General features: G+C 63.1%; 18 protein-coding genes. 15 read left to right on the forward strand and 3 right to left on the reverse strand.

All coding sequences use genetic code 11. The features are described 5' to 3' along the window. Nucleotides 1-84 precede the first annotated feature (84 nt). Entirely contained in the window at nucleotides 85-576 is a 492-nt protein-coding gene (locus LT971_RS15945) for a hypothetical protein (RefSeq protein ID WP_237007942.1), read from the reverse strand. A 258-nt stretch (nucleotides 577-834) separates the two neighbouring features. Here LT971_RS15945 and LT971_RS15950 point away from each other — a divergent pair, with 258 nt between their 5' ends. The 3 genes from LT971_RS15950 to LT971_RS15960 all read left to right on the forward strand — a co-directional run bounded on the left by LT971_RS15950 (nucleotide 835) and on the right by LT971_RS15960 (nucleotide 3,818). Further along, nucleotides 835-2,889: a helicase HerA domain-containing protein gene (locus LT971_RS15950; protein WP_237007943.1), complete on the forward strand. Its 2,055-nt coding sequence runs from the start codon at nucleotides 835-837 to the stop codon at nucleotides 2,887-2,889. Nucleotides 2,890-2,897: 8 nt separating this feature from the next. Next, nucleotides 2,898-3,317 (forward strand): hypothetical protein, encoded by a 420-nt coding sequence (locus tag LT971_RS15955; RefSeq protein WP_237007944.1) that lies wholly within the window; start codon nucleotides 2,898-2,900, stop codon nucleotides 3,315-3,317. 183 nt (nucleotides 3,318-3,500) lie between these two features. Further along, on the forward strand, nucleotides 3,501-3,818 hold the full coding sequence (locus LT971_RS15960) for a GNAT family protein (protein WP_237007945.1): 318 nt from the start codon (nucleotides 3,501-3,503) through the stop codon (nucleotides 3,816-3,818). A gap of 54 nt (nucleotides 3,819-3,872) precedes the next feature. On the opposite strand, the gene LT971_RS15965 is transcribed toward LT971_RS15960, so the two are convergent. Continuing rightward, nucleotides 3,873-4,259 (reverse strand): GIY-YIG nuclease family protein, encoded by a 387-nt coding sequence (locus LT971_RS15965; protein ID WP_237007946.1) that lies wholly within the window; start codon nucleotides 4,257-4,259, stop codon nucleotides 3,873-3,875. Nucleotides 4,260-4,408: 149 nt separating this feature from the next. Here LT971_RS15965 and LT971_RS15970 point away from each other — a divergent pair, with 149 nt between their 5' ends. The 7 genes from LT971_RS15970 (at nucleotide 4,409) to LT971_RS16000 (ending at nucleotide 10,557) form a co-directional block, all read left to right on the forward strand. Next, nucleotides 4,409-5,104 (forward strand): SOS response-associated peptidase, encoded by a 696-nt coding sequence (locus LT971_RS15970; RefSeq protein WP_237007947.1) that lies wholly within the window; start codon nucleotides 4,409-4,411, stop codon nucleotides 5,102-5,104. A 65-nt stretch (nucleotides 5,105-5,169) separates the two neighbouring features. Beyond that, nucleotides 5,170-5,643, forward strand: coding sequence for a hypothetical protein (locus tag LT971_RS15975; RefSeq protein ID WP_237007948.1), 474 nt, complete (start codon nucleotides 5,170-5,172; stop codon nucleotides 5,641-5,643). Between the two features lie 180 nt (nucleotides 5,644-5,823). After that, complete coding sequence (locus tag LT971_RS15980) at nucleotides 5,824-7,308, forward strand: hypothetical protein (RefSeq protein WP_237007949.1); 1,485 nt, start codon at nucleotides 5,824-5,826, stop codon at nucleotides 7,306-7,308. A gap of 253 nt (nucleotides 7,309-7,561) precedes the next feature. Beyond that, nucleotides 7,562-8,569: a P-loop NTPase family protein gene (locus LT971_RS15985; RefSeq protein ID WP_237007950.1), complete on the forward strand. Its 1,008-nt coding sequence runs from the start codon at nucleotides 7,562-7,564 to the stop codon at nucleotides 8,567-8,569. A gap of 9 nt (nucleotides 8,570-8,578) precedes the next feature. Beyond that, nucleotides 8,579-8,935: a hypothetical protein gene (locus LT971_RS15990; RefSeq protein WP_237007951.1), complete on the forward strand. Its 357-nt coding sequence runs from the start codon at nucleotides 8,579-8,581 to the stop codon at nucleotides 8,933-8,935. 139 nt (nucleotides 8,936-9,074) lie between these two features. Next, entirely contained in the window at nucleotides 9,075-9,950 is an 876-nt protein-coding gene (locus LT971_RS15995; RefSeq protein ID WP_237007952.1) for a hypothetical protein, read from the forward strand. A 64-nt stretch (nucleotides 9,951-10,014) separates the two neighbouring features. After that, complete coding sequence (locus LT971_RS16000) at nucleotides 10,015-10,557, forward strand: hypothetical protein (RefSeq protein WP_237007953.1); 543 nt, start codon at nucleotides 10,015-10,017, stop codon at nucleotides 10,555-10,557. A gap of 52 nt (nucleotides 10,558-10,609) precedes the next feature. On the opposite strand, the gene LT971_RS16005 is transcribed toward LT971_RS16000, so the two are convergent. Then, nucleotides 10,610-11,926: a hypothetical protein gene (locus LT971_RS16005; RefSeq protein WP_237007954.1), complete on the reverse strand. Its 1,317-nt coding sequence runs from the start codon at nucleotides 11,924-11,926 to the stop codon at nucleotides 10,610-10,612. Between the two features lie 135 nt (nucleotides 11,927-12,061). On the opposite strand from LT971_RS16005, the gene LT971_RS16010 reads away from it, so the two are divergent. The 5 genes from LT971_RS16010 to LT971_RS16030 all read left to right on the forward strand — a co-directional run bounded on the left by LT971_RS16010 (nucleotide 12,062) and on the right by LT971_RS16030 (nucleotide 17,251). Then, the gene (locus LT971_RS16010; RefSeq protein ID WP_237007955.1) at nucleotides 12,062-12,463 is read left to right on the forward strand and encodes a hypothetical protein; all 402 of its coding nucleotides are present in this window, start codon (nucleotides 12,062-12,064) and stop codon (nucleotides 12,461-12,463) included. Further along, nucleotides 12,460-13,122, forward strand: a complete 663-nt coding sequence (locus LT971_RS16015) for a hypothetical protein (protein ID WP_237007956.1) — start codon at nucleotides 12,460-12,462, stop codon at nucleotides 13,120-13,122. Before LT971_RS16010 ends, LT971_RS16015 begins: the two co-directional genes overlap by 4 nt. Before the next feature lie 112 nt (nucleotides 13,123-13,234). Continuing rightward, nucleotides 13,235-13,828, forward strand: a complete 594-nt coding sequence (locus tag LT971_RS16020; RefSeq protein WP_237007957.1) for a hypothetical protein — start codon at nucleotides 13,235-13,237, stop codon at nucleotides 13,826-13,828. Nucleotides 13,829-13,994: 166 nt separating this feature from the next. After that, nucleotides 13,995-14,915, forward strand: coding sequence for a DUF7504 family protein (locus tag LT971_RS16025; RefSeq protein WP_237007958.1), 921 nt, complete (start codon nucleotides 13,995-13,997; stop codon nucleotides 14,913-14,915). Next, entirely contained in the window at nucleotides 14,912-17,251 is a 2,340-nt protein-coding gene (locus LT971_RS16030; RefSeq protein ID WP_237007959.1) for a caspase family protein, read from the forward strand. Before LT971_RS16025 ends, LT971_RS16030 begins: the two co-directional genes overlap by 4 nt. The last annotated feature ends 35 nt before the right edge of the window (nucleotides 17,252-17,286 follow it).

Raw genomic sequence — 17,286 nt, forward strand, 5'->3', positions numbered from 1 at the left:
AGGTCCGGGTGTTCGTCCCGGATTTGGTCTGCGTCACGCGGCCGGAACTCGTCCTCACTGTCGCTATCTCCCATAGCCGCCCTGTTAGACGGCGTACACTAAAAACCAGGCTGAAAATAGGACGATGGAACCGGCATATGCGGCGAGGGAGCCTTTGAGGCAGAATCGCTTTCGGCTGATAGACTGGTGTGTTCTGTCGATCCCGTTCGGGTAGACGGTTAGAATCAGCCATGTCACCAACTCGTTCTTGCTGTAGTCTCTCTCAATTGCTTCTTCGAGGACCGCTTGGCCGGTTCCTTGGTGGAGCCATGCAGTCCAGTAGCCCGCCACCCCGAACACCAGTGACCCGACCAGACCAGCGAACGGAACCACCAGGAGTGTGGAGCTGGGGAACAGCCGGACCTGAAAGGCAGTAGCCAGCGCGGCCAGGGTCGCGACGTTGAGGTAAAGAATCCTATCGGCCTTCCGCGACAACTCCCGGAACGTCTTGTTCTTCTGGTCGAGCGTCCGCCGGTTTTCTTCGAGAGCCGTCTCCAGCATCTCGCCATCGAAGTCGTCGTGGTCCGTATCCGGCATACTCCGGGTTGGATAGGGCTCGCAGAAAGTCGTTCCCCCGAGCGGCATCTCTGACCGAGGAGAAGGGGCCTGGATAGATAACCGGCGGTTCTGTAAGCAAAAGTTATACGGTGCTGCGGTCCTTCCCCACAGGCATGGCGCGTTCCAGACACAATAACCACCCCAGGGGCGTCACACGAGGAGGTCCGGTCTACCAACGCTTTACCCGGGAGACCGCTCTACAGAACACAACGACCCGATCCGCGAGGAACCCCACCTATGAGTGACGCCCAGTCGACCCACGACGACGGCACCAACTATCCCGACGCCATCCACGTCGGGACGTACAAAGAGCCGACGCTCGCGACCGGAGACGAGGACACAGACGCGGGCGAGGCCATGCTGCCCCTTCGAGGCGACCAGTCCGTTCTCACCAGCCGCGCCTTCCTCACCGGAAAGAGCGGCGCCGGGAAATCGAACACGGCCAACGTCGTCATCGAAGAGATCCTCCGCGCGGGCCGACCGCTCGCCATCATCGACACCGAGGGCGAATACTTCGGCCTCAAGGAGGAGTTCGAGATGCTGCACGTCGGCGGCGACACGGAAGTCGACGTCCAGGTCGGCCCCGAGCACGGCGAGAAACTCGCGGAACTCGCGCTCGAACGCAGCGTCCCCCTAATTATCGACGTGTCCGGGTACATCGACAAGGACACGGCCGATGAGCTGCTGTTGAACTTCGTTCGGGCGCTGTTCGCGAAGGCGAAGAAGCTCAAGCGACCCTTCCCGCTGTTCGTCGAAGAAGCTCACGAGTATCTTCCCGAATCCGGCGGGAGTAGCGACTTGGAGGAGTTATTCATCAAACTCGGGAAGCGCGGCCGCAAACACGGTCTCGGGGTCGTCGCGATCAGTCAGCGACCGGCCGACGTCCGCAAAGCGTTCATCACGCAGTGCAACTGGGTGGTCTGGCATCGCCTCACCTGGGACAACGACACGAACGTCGTCGGGCGAATCGTCGGGTCCGACTACAAGCGCAGCGTCACGGACCTGGAGAATGGCGAGGCGTTCCTCTCCGCCGACTGGGAAGACGACTCTCGTCGTGTGAAGTTCCGTCGTCAGGACACCTACGACGGCGGGGCGACACCGACGCTCGCCGACGAGGACGCGGCGGAGGTGCCGGACCTGAAGACGGTTGGCGACGAGCTCGCGGGGGAACTGGAGGCCGTCAGTGACCGGCACCAGTCTCTTGAGGACGAGAACGAATCGCTCCGGGAGAAGCTAGACGACCGCGAGGACACCATCGACGCGCTCCGCGAGCAGTTGGAAACCCGGGACTACGTCACGGAGGAGGTCGAGGAACGCTTCGAGGCGACCGCCGAGACGTTCGCCGACGCTGTCGAGGCTGCGATGTCCCCCGGGAGACTCAGCGAGGTTGAGGTGGCGGAAGGTGGCGAAGGAGGGGTCGAAGTGCAGTTGCCGGATGAACTCCGGGCGGAGGTCATGGAGGTCGTGGAGAGTGACCTCGGCGAGCGGGTCGCCGACTTGGAGGCGTCTCTGGAGGCGAAGGAGACGGAACTCAGGGACGCCCGCAGCCGTGTGGAGGAGCTGGAAGCCACGCTCGAAACCCGGAACGCCCGCGTCGAGGAGTTGGAAGCGGAGAAAGAGGAGCTCGCGGAGCGTGTCGAGGACAAAGAGCGGGTGGAAGCGAAGCTGGATGAAATCCGCGAGATTCGGGACCGCCTCACGTCGATCCTCGGCGAACGGGACGCGGATACTCAGGACCTGCGTGACCGCGCGGGCAAGGAGCGCGACCGTGCAGAGGAGGCCGAGGACCGTGTGGCGGACTTGGAGGCCGTTCTCAGTGGGGAGAAGGCCCCAGAAGAGGTCGGTCTCGAGGCGGAGGCCCTCGCGGTGCCTGGAGACCAGCCTGGAGTCGGTGGAGTGCAGCCGGGCGAGTACGTTGCGACGGTAGAAGGCCGACCGGATGCCCTCCAGACGCTCGTCGACGAGGCGGTCGCGACGACGGCCCTCAGTAGCACGCACTTCTGGGCGGTCCTCCACGAGCTCGCCGAGGTCGCGGACGGCACCCACCCTGAGTGGGACCAGACCGGGGAGAACCGGCCGACCAGGGATGGCATCGAGGACCGCGTGGAGGTGGGGAGTACGTCCGTCTCGGAGATTCTGAACGCGCTCGCGGAGCCCATCGCACTCGTTGAAATCGACCAGACAGGGCATCGAGAGAAGAATCGGTACACGCTGAACATGGAGACGTTCGAGGACTTGGACGCTCGCGCAGCGTACTACAAGCGCCGCGAGCAGACCAAAACAGACGGGTAGGTGGTTCGATGCCAGACAACGAGGACGCCAGCAGCAGCGGCGATGTGGCGGCGAGTCGGCAGGAGATCTATCACGGGCTTCTGTCGAGCATCGGGCGGTACAACCTCGTCAGTGCGCGGACCAGCGACGTGTCGGAGCGCCTGTCGCGACGAGGCGAGGTGTCGCCCCAGGAAGCGGGGATGGTCGACGTCGGCGACGAGCACGCGCTTCGGACCATCGTGGACTGGGCGGCGGCCGGAGAGGAGGTCGTCGTGCTGGCCCACCACGTCTGGGGCGTCGGGCAGGCAGCGGGTGCGCCGCGTGGAACGCCGGCGTACGACTACGTGAAGGACCGCCACCTCCGGTGGCATCCCGACGAGGAGGCCTGGACGGTCGAGGAGTCGGAACGCCGCCCCATCAACGACGACCAGGGCCACGCACGGGCGTAGCCGGTCATGTATCGACGGTTCGCTCCTCTGTCCGGCTTCGTACATCCCATGACGCTTTACATTCTCGTCAGGCCTGCCTCCCTGGAATTTGCGGTGAGGAACGGCGAAAGGTCAGGGTTGTAGACCGAGCGAGTAACCCCTCCGCGTCGTAGCGTTAAATGGAGGGAGGGCAGACGCATTGATATGACCGAGTCTGTAGGGTCCGAGGACCTCACGCTGCGGGAGTCAGTGGGGGGATACTCGATACTCGTCGATGGAGAGCATATTGGTATGATCGAGGCTGTGCCCGGGCACATGGAGTATATCGAACTAGAGCTAAACTGGGAGGGGAAAGGTGCAGGGCGGGCAGCGGTTCAAGAGTTTGTCCGATTGAGCAGGAGAGCGGGGGAGAGTGAGGTTCGGACGAACAACGCCACCAGTGAGGCGATGGAGCACATTCTGGAGACAGAGGGCTTCGAGAGACGGGACGACGGTTCGGGTTGGACGAAGCAGCTCAACTAACCGACTACCAACCATCGACGCGACGATTGTGGTGGTCTCGAGTCCGTTCTTCGGTCACTCCCAGGGAGGGTTTTCCATGTCCGGAGTACACCAGGGGCCGCCGCGAACCCGCTCCCAGCCCTTCTCTCGCATATACTCGAGTGTCACTTCTCGCTCAAGCTTCAGGGCGTCGGCCAACTCGTCGGTATCAGCAATCTCGTCACGTACTTCGGCCACTCCCACGGGCTTGTGCTGTTCAGTCCAATCGGTAGACCGATCTCCGGTCGTGTGCTCTTTCAGCCGCTTCTCTGGGCAGGTCGTTATCCCGACGTAGTAGCAGGCGTCCTGCAGTTTTAGAACGTAGAGGCTCCAGTAGTCGTTCCGCGTGGTCGCGCATTCATCACAGTATTTCATCCCGATGCGCTTGTCCTCCGTACACCCCTCGCCATCGCACTCGGCCATCGTTCCCAGGCGGGCGGCCAGAATGGATAACAGTAGTGGTGAGCTCACCTCTCCCCCGAGGGAGCGCCTACGTCCACTTCTCTCCGTAGCATTTGGGTTCCAGAAGGGTCGCCGATACCTTCAGCACCCTACACATCAAACACGCTCGTATGTGTGGGCGTACCAGTCTCGCGGTCGATCCAAGCGTTCTCAGCGACATCTTCGACGTCACCGTGACCCAGGGCGTCGAGGACTACGTCCCGCAATACAACATCGACCCGAGCGATGGCCTGGTCGCTGTCCGGAACACGGACCCTGAGGTGGCAGTCGTTATCGACTGGGGCTTCATCCCCGAATGGGCCGACGACCCCGACGAGGTAGCGACCCCGATTAACGCCCGCTCGGGGAGCGTGATGGAGTCGGGAATGTTCCGCCAGTCGTTCAAGTCGAAGCGGTGCCTCCTGATTGCGGACGGATTCTACGAGTGGAAGGGGCGGCGGGGAAGCAAGCAGCCATACCGTATCCTGAGAGCTGACGGAAATCCGTTCGCCTTCGCTGGCATCTGGAGTCGGTGGGAGGAAAACGGGACCACGCGTGACACAGCGGCCATCCTCACCACGGAGCCGAACAACGTCGTCGGGGACATTCACGACCGGATGCCGGTGATGCTGGCTCGGGACGAGCACGAGGCCTGGCTGAACGGGGACACGGAGACCGCGAGGGAGCTTCTCGATGCGTTCCCGGCGGACGAGGTGGAGGCGTACCCGGTGTCGAAGCGAGTGAATAATCCCGGCTTCGAGTCGCCGGAGCTGTTCGAGGCGATTGATATTGGCGACCAGTCGGAGCTCGGGGAGTTCGGTTCCTAACTCCTTACTTTACCGGCGTTTCTGTATGCAAAACAGTTAATACGGGCCGGTCCTTTTCGTTGAGTATGGCACCGACCAAGACCGAGGACTCGGCGACTCCGGAGTGCGATGAACAGGCGAGCGACCAGGACACCGAGTTAGACTGGAATCCCTCGTCGAGCGTCGACGGCCGCGGGTATTCGTCGACGGACTTCGCGGACGAGCTCGCCGACCACCTCCCAGACGAGTGGGAGGTCGTCGAGTTCGACATCTGGGGTCCCCGTGAGGTGAACCACGGCGGGAAGGGTGGCTACGACGCGACGGTCGAACACGTCTCGGGAGCGACAGTGGCGATCTCGCCCGCGAGCACGTTCCCACCACGGGACGGGTCGAAGACGGTCTACAATAGTCACTGTGTGGTTCGGGAGCTCGCTGATGGAACGTCGACGGAGGTGGCGGATGCTCGCGAGATGGCGTCGAAGGAGGACCCGTCGGAGGCGTTCGGGGTATTGGTGGCGGCGGCTCAGGAGTTCCACGACCGCTGGTCCATTTTCTATTAACTAACCGGCGGTTTTGTGTGCAAAAGAATTAAGTGTGGGTGGGCCTTTACTTTCAATTGACGATGACGCACACCGGCCCCATCACGGCGACGCAGCCCACCACGACCTGCAACCGGACCGACCGCCGACGCAGGCCGGACCAGAAAAGCCCACACCTAAACCCGGGCACGAGAGACAAACATGATAGACACGATGGCACGTCACCCTGACAACAACAGCAGCGACGAACCAACCCCCGTCGAAGCAGTCGACGTCGACGTAGACGATACGGACCCCCGCAGCGGCCGGTTCTCCGGCAGCGGGACCCAGGCCTTCCCGGACGGCGTGATAGCCCTTCGCTCGCGGAAGAACAACAACCAGTTCTACATCTCGATCACCGACGTCGTCGATGAGCTCGGCTACGACGCCGGCGAAGACTACCTCCACTGCATGTTCGAGGCCGGGGGCGACAACAAGCCCCCCGCGCTGGCCTTCGAGCACATCCCGAACCCCACGAAGCCAGACAAGCAGAACGACCGGTCGCGGAAGATCGTCGACAACCAGACGAGCGCCCGCCTCATCCTCCCGAAGGGCGAGCTCGGTGAGTACGGTGTCGGCATCGACCTCGAGAACTACGACAACGACGACCCGTATCTGTTCGACCCAGTCTTCGTCGAGTCCAGCGAGGTGTTCTATCTCGTCCCGCTCGGGCACGTCAGTGAGGTCTTCCGATACGACGAGCGGAACGTAGATCTCTACCCGGACAGCCTGACGGCGGGTATCGCGAAGGAGATCGGCGTCGACGTCGAGGCGGTCGAGAAGACGCTCGACATGGTGTCGAAGACCCTCAGCGTGGAGACGTTCACGTCCGCGGGCATCCCCATCGGGGACGACCCGACTGTCGTCTCGGTCGCCGGGCAGCGTCTCGCGATCTACGACGCACCGAACCAACGGGGCAGGAGTGCGTTCCAGGACGCTCTCATGTCTATCTACGATGCGTCGCCAGAGGTTGCCGAGGCTGTCTGGAGTGTTCACCAGGAGTACGCCGACCACCTACTTTCCCAGCTCGGGACCGTGGACGACGCAGACGCAGAGAGACCGGAGGGTGACCCCGTCGCCGCGTCGAACCAGGAGGCGGTGATCGTCCCGCTGGACCCGCCCCAGGAAGCGGCTGGGACAGTCGACGAGGAAGCCGAGACGGATTCTGGAGCCGAGGGCAACCCGGATGGCGCGTCGACGCAGTCCTCGCTCACCGACCACGGTGGCGTGGAGCGGTCGCTCGGAGTGCCCGTGCAGCCGTCCGTGGAGCGGCTCGCGAGCCAGACCCAAGGCATCGAGCAGGACACACTCCACGATGCTCTCGAGACCGTTGCGAAGCGAGTGACGGTCGACTCCCTCCAGGAAGCCGATGTGCTTTCGGACAGGGAGGCTGTCCGGATTCCGTTCGAAACGGACCATGAGGAGCCAGTGACCTATTCCTCGGTGGACGTAGTGTTCGTCGAGGAGGGGGCGCTTCCCGAGCTCACCGCGGACCTGGACGTCGAGGAGGACGTTGGAGAGGCGGTCCAGCAGGCGCACAACAAGCAGGCGGAGGAGCTGGTCAAGCAGCGGCCGGATGCGCCGGCGGAGTATCGGCGGTTCCGCCAGGAAAGTGACGCGGTGGTCGTGCCTGTACTCGAGGACTGACTCGTCGCCAGGTCCGACGATTTAAGTACAAGCACCGGATAAATCGGGTTGCGGGGGCGGTGGCTTGGTCTTGGAACGTGCCATCGTACTAAGGTTCAGCCACCCTTCTCCCGCCTTTGAACTGTACTTCTGAGCGGCAGCCTCGGCGCCGTGATCCCTGGGGTCGAGTGGTGGAATCTCGCTGGGAGAGCCGCCGAATTAGCAGTTATGGACTTAACTTTATAACCCGGCGCGGCAGAACCCTGATTGTCCCATGACCATCCTATCGGACGGCATCGAGGATGCTGAACAGACCGAAGCCGAGTTCATCGACGCACTCGGCGGAGACCCCGACCAGAACAACCCGTTCGGCCAGGAGACTGACGAAGGCCGCGACATCCCAGAGGACCTCTACGTCACCCAGGACACGGACCTTCTGGGCTGGATTAAGAGCAACATCACCCGCAAGCCTCTCGGTCTGTTCTCCCCGGTCGGCACCGGGAAGACCACCCTCTCGCTCATTCTCGAACGCGAGCTCTCCGAGGACCAATTCGTCATCGCGACCCTCCGGGGAGACTCCCGTCACACGACCAAACGGCAGGTGTGTGAGCTCGTCATCAAGCGCGCCCTCGAGTACGGCTACGAGATCGACGAGGACCGCTACACTGCCATCCGGGACGGTGTTCCCCACGCGACCTCGGAAGCCGAAGCCGCCGTAGAGGAAGTCATCTCCGACATCAACGACAACGGTCAGCGCCTGCTCTTCATCGTCGACCAGGTCGAGAAGTGTAACCCTGAACTGTTCGACGTGATTCAGCAACTCGGCGACAAGGGCGCGCTGCTGTTCCTCACTGGGACGCCGGCCGGCAAAGAGCATCTGCAGGAGGCGGGCGAACGCGCGGGCCATGTGAAGGATGCGGCCCTCTACGACCGTCTGGAGGTCTACCCCTACGAAATCAAGGTGTTCTCAGAGGAGGACATCAGCGATTTCCTCGGCCGGTCGTTCCTGTACGCCGCGGGAGAGGACGCCACGAAGCAGAGTCCGGACGACCGGCAGGAGGCGCGAAAGCAGTACGTGAGCGACGACGCGGTCGCAGCCATCGCCGACGTGACCGGCGGCCGCCCACGTCGCGTGCGGCAGCTCTGCCAGGATCTGTTCCTCCGTGCCGCCACCCAGTACGAGGAGAAGGGAGGCCTCGGCGCGGTCGAGATCACGGCCGAAGACGTCCGCGAGGAGGTTGAGACGAGTGACCACCTGCAGGAATCCGACATCACCGTCTAGGCCAACTGAATGAGCAACAGTAGTGAACACGCCGGCCAGCAGAACCGAACGGACGACAGCGACACGGAGAGCGCCTCCGACGAAACGGCAGACGGACGGTCGCTACTCCCACGACCACGGGAGTCTGACGACCGCCCGCCCTCTCTCCCCGAGAAGTACACGGAGGAGGGCTCGTCGCCCGAGAGCGTCGGCGCCCGGGTCCCACCTGGAAACAAGCGGTTCATCGAGGACCTCGTTGAGGTGCATCCTCACTTCGAGTCGACGAACAGCCTCATCAACGCCTGGATTGCCGAACTGCGCGACGAGCACGCTGAATACGTCGCGGAACGCCTGGACCAGATCGAGGACGCTCGCGGCGAGTTCTAACCCCCGGGCCTTCGACGGCTTACGACACCTTCTCGCGGGCGAGACCGCCCAGTAGCTGCCGGTACGACGGAACCCTGGGGTGGCTGGTGAGTGGCGACGGCTTAAACGATGGGACGACGCACGCGGACACAGACGGAGCATGTCTGACCACGACCCACCCGATACCGACCACCCGTCGAGTTCCGCCACTGACCAGGCGGACCTCGATTCCCCGTGGGGCTTCATCTGCCCCGACTGCAGTTTCCCCGCCCCGTTCTCGGACCCAGAGGAGACCGACCTCGAGCAGGCGATGGAGGAATGGACCTGTCCGGACTGTGGCCACAGTGATACGCCGGCGGTCGCACCGACCAACCCCGGCACCGGCTACGACGACCACGAGGCCATCCGGCAGATGGAGCGCGCGTTCTACACGCACCCCTGCTCACGATGCGCTGCCCCACTCGTCGTGTACGGAACTCCCTCCGAGCTCACCGAGGACACATCGACATGCGAATCCTGTGGCACTGGAACAGAGCTGTCCTCCGAAGAACTGACCGAGGCGACACTGGGGTTCAACACGATCTCGAAAGACGACCTCCATCTCTGGCGGACAGAGGACAGAGGAGGCGTAATGGCCGGCCTCCACGTCCTCTACGGCGACAAGGAGGAAACGAAGGCCCGGATTCGCGACCGACGCCTCAGGAACCAACACGGTCACGGCCCGATGGGTTCGTTACACCCCGGCCGCGACTACGACGACGTCGAGTACCTCGGAACGCTCGCCGAACACGCCGCGAAACCCCACGACGAGCCGCTCATAACCCGGCCCGGACTGCCGGAGTTCTCGGACCTACTGTCGAACCCGGCTCGTCGCGAAGTGCGGGCCAACCTCGCAGAGTTCGTGACCGGCTGTCTCAAGGTCAACTGCGACGAGTGCAGCCGAACCTACGCGTACTTCGGCATCATCGGGGACGTCGAATCTCCGCAATGCGGGGAGTGCGGGTCCGAGAAAGTCATCCTTCGAGACGAACGGTAGCCGGAGGGACACGCCGGAAAACACCACGCGACCGACCGAGCAGACCACGAGATTCGAGACTACGATGTTCGAGGCCGTCAACACGGACGCGCTGGAAACAGCGTTTACGACCGCTCGCAGGCGAATCGACACCGACGACTCCACCGAACCAGAGGAGGAGGCCCCATTTCTTCCAGACGGACTCCCGAGACTCACGTTACGGGCTCGCAACGCGAGCGAGACGACGACCGTGGAGGCGACCACTGCCGAGGTGTACCTGACCGCCCGGGAGTACGACCCAGTCGGGACCGAGCTCGCCCTCGCGGTGTTCTACACGGCCCGACACACCCCGGAGAGTGACGAGGAGGCACTGTCGAGGGTGCTCGCGCGACTCCTGATGCTGGAACATCAGGCGTCGGAGGGCAACCGGTGTGGAATCTGCGGGTCGTCGACCATCGCGACCGGCGAGGACGAGCGCGCCGAGTGCCAGGACTGCGGGCATCAGTGGAGCCAACGGCCGGGCGAAACGGTCGCGTCGACGGAAGCCCAGTGGCAGACCATCTACGACCGCGGCCGCGAGCACGCCCCTGGCCGCGACTCGCCGCCACGCTGGGTTCTAGCGCCGTGAGGGCCCAGAACGAGTCGCGAGGGTGGACGTCTAGAAGGAGCGGCCGGAGGTGTCAGTCGCTGGTAGCGGCCGCGGACAGTGCGTCGCCGGCGTCGTCGTTGGCCCAGTCCTGAATCTCCCGCTGCGGGTCCTCACTCGCAGGTTCGGCCTCTTCTTCGTCGTCGTAGGAGTCGAGCACCTCCCCGTAGGTGTCCTCGGCGTTGCAGAGCGGGGAGAGCATCTGTGCGGTCTCGAGGGCGACCATGACGGAGGCCGCGCCGCGGAGCGTCGACGCGTGGGTGCCACGGGGGAAGAAGTGACGTGTCTGCTCTCCGGAGGCGTCCGGGATTTTGTCGTTGCCGGGGGCCTGCTCGGGAGTGGAGTTGTCGAGGGAGTCGATTAGGTCCGGGTGGTCCTGAAGTTCAGCCATCATGGCCGGGTCACGGCCGGGTGCAAGGGCGTGAATCTTGTAGTCGTCGCCGAGGCGGTCACGGACGGTGTGGAGCGCCTTGATACGGTCCTGTACGTCGTCGATGGTGAGGAGGCCGCCGACAGAGACGTAGTCGACGCGGTCGAGCCAGCCACGGCGTTCGCAGGCGTCCATGAAGTCGTCGTAGGGCGGCTGGAGCGGGAGGATAACGCGGTGGTCGATGCCCAACTCGTCAGCGCGTTCCATGAACCGCTGGATGCCTTCGAGTGCGGCGTCCTGTTGCGTCTCGATACCAGGGTCGTCCGTCGACGGCATCGCTGGGTTGTGGTCGCGCTTCTCGGGGTCCTCCAGACCAGTCACGTCCGTGGCCATGACGTAGGTGGCGTCGGTCTTGGCGGCCGCTGCAAGCACGTCGTCGGGCGACCCCCACCGGTTGAACCCAGAGTCGATAATCAGAGTCTCGCAGGATTCCGCGGCGCCGGGACGCGCCTCGTAGTACGACATTAGTTTGTGAGGCCACCCCCATGCGGGGTTAATGGACGAGCAGTAGATGTCTATCGGGCAGGCGTCGATAACGGCTTCTCGGCGAGTGAGTTCTTCCGCGTAGTACGCGGGGAGGCTTTTGGTGAGGTCCGGGCCGAGGGTTTTGACCGTCCGGTCGCTCGGCAGTTCGAGGTCGATGTAGGAGACCGTCACGGGGTCCTCGAACTGGGAGTGGGTGATTTCGGCTTCGCCCTGGAGGTAGCCGTCCGGGTCGACTCCGAAAGTGAAGGCATTGAGGACCGACACGAAGTCACCGTCGTAGATGGCGCCTTTTCGTTCAAGTTCCTCGGCGACGGTTTCGCCGGGGTCGCGTGCGCCGCGGGTGCCGTGTTTCTGGTATGCGGAGAGGTTTTCCCGGAGTTCTTCGGGGTCGCGTGGGTCGAGTTCGGGAACGGGAGTGGAACGTGCCAAGCTCATCGTATCTCAAGCAAGGGACCGGACTGGCTTAATTCTTTTGCATACGAATACGCCGGGTATCTATTACGGGCGTAGCACGGGCAGTCCGCACCTGGCGAGAGTTGAAATACGGGGGCGAAGCAACCCGGCAACAAGATGACAGACGCACCCCCATCGCCGACCCCCGGCGACGTTCCAATTGCCCCCGACACACCCGAGGCGGAGACCGCCCTGGAGCGCGAAGAAGACCAGCTCTCCGACCGAGTCCAGGATATGGACTGGAAGTCCTCTCGCGTCCGCCTGACCACCCACACGGCAATGCTGGCCATCCAGCGGTACGCTCGTGTTCCCGGAGCCTATGACGCGCTATCGGCGGCAATCCGCGAGGCTGCTGGGGAGCTCGTCGACGAAAACGCACCGGTCGACGTCAGTACGATAGAGGAAGACGCCACCCGGATTCTCGCGAAGGCGGGCGTGGACTTCTCGTCCCCGGAGCCGGTCGTCAGCTACCTCGGTCAACCAGATCCGGAGGCGACCTTCTCCGGGGGAAACCTATGACTCAAGGAGACGTGGAATCCGTCGGTACGACCCTGGACGGCGAAGAACTCCCGCCCGAGGAAGACCCGCACTACGACGACGAGGACGAGGACGGAGGGACTAGCATCTACCCCATCGAGACGACTGTGGCGATGTCCGCGGTGTTCGACCAGCACTCTCGGCAGCCGTTTCAGTTCACCCCCGCAGTCCGGCATCCCGTAGATAGTCAGGTCCCGTCAGCGAGAACGTCCGAGGTGATCGAATCACTCAGTGAGCGATTCGCGGATACCATCCCGCCAGTCGGCGAGGTCGGGACAGTCACCATCACCGAGGACGACCACCACATCGAACTGGACGTCGACCGGCAGGACGGCAACACCGGCCCGCAACCGTTCTCGGAATGGGCCGTCGAGATGTTCTACAAGACGCTCTCGATGGATGGAGACATAGAGGAAGTCCAGGGAGCCGGGTGCAGCGAGGAAGACCTCGCGGAGATTCGCGAGAACGCGCTGTCGATGCTCCCCGGTGAGATAGTCGAGTGCGGCGGTCGCTGTAAGAAGTGCGGCAGTGAGGTTCGGGAGGAAGTGTATCTCCGACCCGGCCAGGAGAAGGCATCTATCATGTGTGACTGTGGCGTCGGTACTGGGTATCCACCAATCGAAGGCGACCGAGGCGATTAGTCGACGACGTTGCGAGCGACCGAGTCGCCGGCAGAACCGGGGCGAGAGGTTTCTATCTTGGTTCGGGAGAGAGAAACAAGTAAGCCCCCGGGATTCCCAATTCTCGGACGATATGAGCGAGTTCGAGGCCGACGGCGAGCGGTTCTCCTATAACATCATCGCAGCGGCCGACGCGGAGTCGGAGTTCGTTTTGGAGATTGAGTATTCGGGTGGTGAGGAGGACGGGCCTGCGACGACGACCGTCTCATTGGGGGTGTCCGAGCGGGGGAATGCTACAAAGGAGGTGGTCGTCGGGCGGTTGAAGGAGTGGTCGGGGAACAATCCAGGCCTGGAAGTCGAGTCGTTCGAGGTGACAGAGCGCCAGGTGTGTCGCTCGGGGAAGCATCTCGGGTCTGTCGAACAGGAAGAGGAGGTGGAGATAGAGGTAGAGGAACTCGAGCCAGGTGTGGTGCCTGCTGATGTGAGTACCGGTGATAGGGTGGCGTACTACGTTCAGGGGCCAGGGAGTACCGTTTACGGGTACCTCACGGAAGGCGTGGTTGAGGCCGTATCTCCGAATCGCGAGCATCCGAAGGTGGAGTCTCCGGGGTTGGTCGAGCTTGATGTTGGCGAGCAGACGAAGGAGGTGCCGCTTGCGTGGGTGGTAGGGGATGCGACGAAGCCGGCGGTTCAGGATGCTATCGACCGTCCTCGCCCCTCGTTGTAAGCAAGCGAAGACCGCCGTTCAGTCAAATCCCCAATAACTGCTTGTCTCGGGCCCACATACGCCAAATTTCACCGTAACCTATTAGACCGAAAACTACTATGGAACTATCACAGTCTGGACTATGAGGAACTCTTCTCTTCAACAAGAGAGCCAAGCGCAGTCCGAAATGGAGGCTGCGCTCACCCGCTTGAAAGAGAAGGGGAGTACGGTTCTCGTCGCGGGAGAAGCCCCGGAGGCGACCTATCAGCAAGCCGCTCGCGAACTCCACGGTACCACCGAGAAGCGGCGACTCAGGATTCACGCAATCACCGGGGAGGAGGAGCAAACCGAACACGCCGCCTGGGTTCCTAGCGGTATCTCACCCGAATCTGAGCACACGCGCTTTATCGACTTCCGAACGGAGCACCGGGGGGCAGCGGCCGGCACTCCACAGGGCCAAGACGACGACGTCATCAGTCCGATGCGAGCCGGCCCGTCCTTCCCGCCTGTCAGCGGTCGAGCGTCGACTGTTGAACAGGACGAGCTCTCCTACGAAGAACGGTATAGCGTGCCCGTCGAGAGGGACAAAATCAACTGGGACGCCGTGGCGCGGCCAGTTCCGAGTCTCCGCGGAAAGCGGTCGCGGAAAGTCAAACCCGAGGGCGCCACGCCCGACCCGACAGAGAAGGAGGTCGAAGAGCTCGAGACCCTCCGGAAGACCCTCATCAACCACGTAAACGAGTTCGGCGACCAAGTGGAAGAGACGGGTGAACTCCGCCTCGGTATCAGTTCTATCGCCCCACTGGTCCGCACCTTCGGCGAATGCCGAATCCAGTCCTTCCTGGACCGCCTGGACCACCACGTCACCCGCCACGACGGCTTGATGTTCTGCCAGTTCCCGCATCCAATCAACTCCCCGGAAGGCAGGTATCTCCGCGAGCAGTTCGACACCATCGTGATCGTGCGGCGATCTCTGGAGAGTGGGATTCCTCACGTCTACATGCGGTACGTAATTCCGACTCAGGAGGGGGTGACAGACGAGACAATCATCAGCGAGTGGATTCCCTACGGCCCCAATAGACGAGAGCATACCTTCCGAGGGAAATGACCATCTTCTTCCACCAGACGGAGTCTGGTCTACTGGTCAGAGACCCGGTTGAAAACGCGGAGTATCCTATCGAGGTCGACGGTGGCGGGGAAGCGAACGCGGGTCCCGCCTCCAGTGACGCGTTCTCTGTGCCTGTTGATGCCGCCTCCGAGGTAGAAGCCCAGCAGTTCACGTTCCCGACGCTCGTGAACATCTTTGTCCGAGAGCAGGCCTCAGGAGACGCAATCGCCACTGCCAGCCCAGGTGACGATACAGTTGTCCCGGCCGGCGCTTACGAGGTCGAGATCGCCTCCGCTCCCATCAAGTTGTACTTCTCCTGCACCGGAACATCGTTGACCGTCAACCACCGGCCCGGCCACGACGAGACCGAAATCCGGTTCGACAACCGAGCAACGGTCCAGATAGCCGGTCGCTCCCACCATGAGCAGCCCGCGGGAACCATCACGACGACCGACTCACCGCGGGACCTGATGGAGGCAGTCTCCACGTTCGGGTCCGCACTCAAGACGCAGTCGCCGGAGCGTTCCTTTCCGACTCTCCGCGGCCACCCGCCGCTTATCGAGCAGGGACCGGCTCTTTCAATCCCCGACCACCTCGAGTCCCCGGATACAGGCCTCACAATTCGTGTCCCTCCCCGGCGCCCCGCCGTGTTCGCGGTCACTCCGCTGGCGTACTACCTGGGGGCGACGGTCGAACCGGCGGCGGACAACAGCGCACACCTGGAAGTCGAGCCGACCGATTCAACCATCCCTCTCACGGCCTCAGACGATGGATACCCTCCTGCGACTAACTGGAGACAGCCGTCGACGAGTGGCGACACGGCGCCGGAGATCGCGGATGCTGCGAACCGCGTCCTCACTCATATCTTCACCCTGGATTGCGCGGTCCGCACCGAGGGTCTGTACGAGGTAGACCTCGATACTCGGTCGAAGGTGGACGCCCGTCTGGAACATGTCCTTCCAGCCGACCCGGAGTCGGACAGCATTCTCCCCATCCGGCCGACCACCTCGGGTGCGGGAGGCGAGCTCGCCGGTGAACCCACCCGCGCTATCGACTACGAGGCGCTGTATCAGATGCCGCTCGCGGAGCGAACGGCAGCGTACCTGGAACTCCCCCGTGACGTGCTCTCGGACGTGTTGAGTTGGCCGTTCGGGGCGGGATTAGCGGATATTGCGGAGAACACGCGGTTACTCTCGCCGACCGCGTACAAGCTTGCGCATGTATTCTCGCCACCACGTAGCACCGCGCCGCCGGTCGAGGAACAGGCCAGTGAAGCGGTAATCGACGCTGTCGACGCGTTCCACCGGTCGGGGAGACCGTCGACGGGCAATTCAGGCGGGGAAAGTGGGACGACCGCGGCGTTCCCCGGATTGTCGACAGACACGATTCTATCGCCAGCAGCCGGGTATCTCGGCCATCTATGGGCTGCCGACGGCGTCCCAGTGGGAAGCGTGAAACCGTCTCCTATCGCCCACCAGCGGTCGCTGGAACGAGACCCGTCGGAAGCTGCGATTCGGATTCTCGTCGTCTGCAACGACGACCTGATGGACGCGGAAGCGACGGACCTCTACGGCGTCCGGGAGCTACTCTCGTTCGACATCACGGTCACTCACAACCTGACGTGTGCGGAACTCCGTGACGAGCTCCGGTCGGACTACGACCTCCTGCACTACATCGGCCACATCGACGACGAAGGTGTCCTCTGTGAGGACGGCCGCCTGGATATTCGAGACGTCGAGGACGTCGGCGTCGACGCATTCCTGTTGAACGGGTGTCGAAGCTACGACCAGGGCGCGGCGCTGATCGAGCAGGGTAGCTGCGGAGGGTTTGTGACAACTGAACGGGTCGGCAACCGTGTTGCGACCCGTGCCGGGCGGACGCTGGCGCCCCTCCTAGACGCGGGCTTCCCGCTCTACGGGTCGTTGGACGTAATCCGGTCCGAGTTGGCTCTGGGGAGTCGATACTCCGTGTTCGGCGACGGGTTGGTGACTCTGTCGCCGGCAAGTGGCGTTCCGACCCTGAATAGCATCGACGGAGTCCGGGATGGGGAGGTTGAGGTGACCGCGTTGACGTACCCGACTCGGCAGGTCGGCCTGGGGTCAATGTGCTCGCCGGCCTTCGGCTCGAGCCAGATGTACCTCGCTACAGGGGCCCTCGAGACGACGACGCTTCCGGTGGAAGATGCGGTCGTGGCGTTGCAGCGGGACCAGAACCCGATACTGGTCGGGGGGGAGCTCGTCTGGGCGGACGATGCGGATTTAGAGTCCGTGCTTCGGGCAGCCGATTCGACCACGGACGGGACTGTCCAGGATGTTCTGTCGGCACCTGAGAAGTAGCGGCGGAACGGAGTGCGGCGCTGGGTAGTCGGTGG

This window comes from Halobacterium rubrum (genome assembly GCF_021729015.1).
GTDB classification, from domain to species: Archaea; Halobacteriota; Halobacteria; order Halobacteriales; family Halobacteriaceae; genus Halobacterium; species Halobacterium rubrum.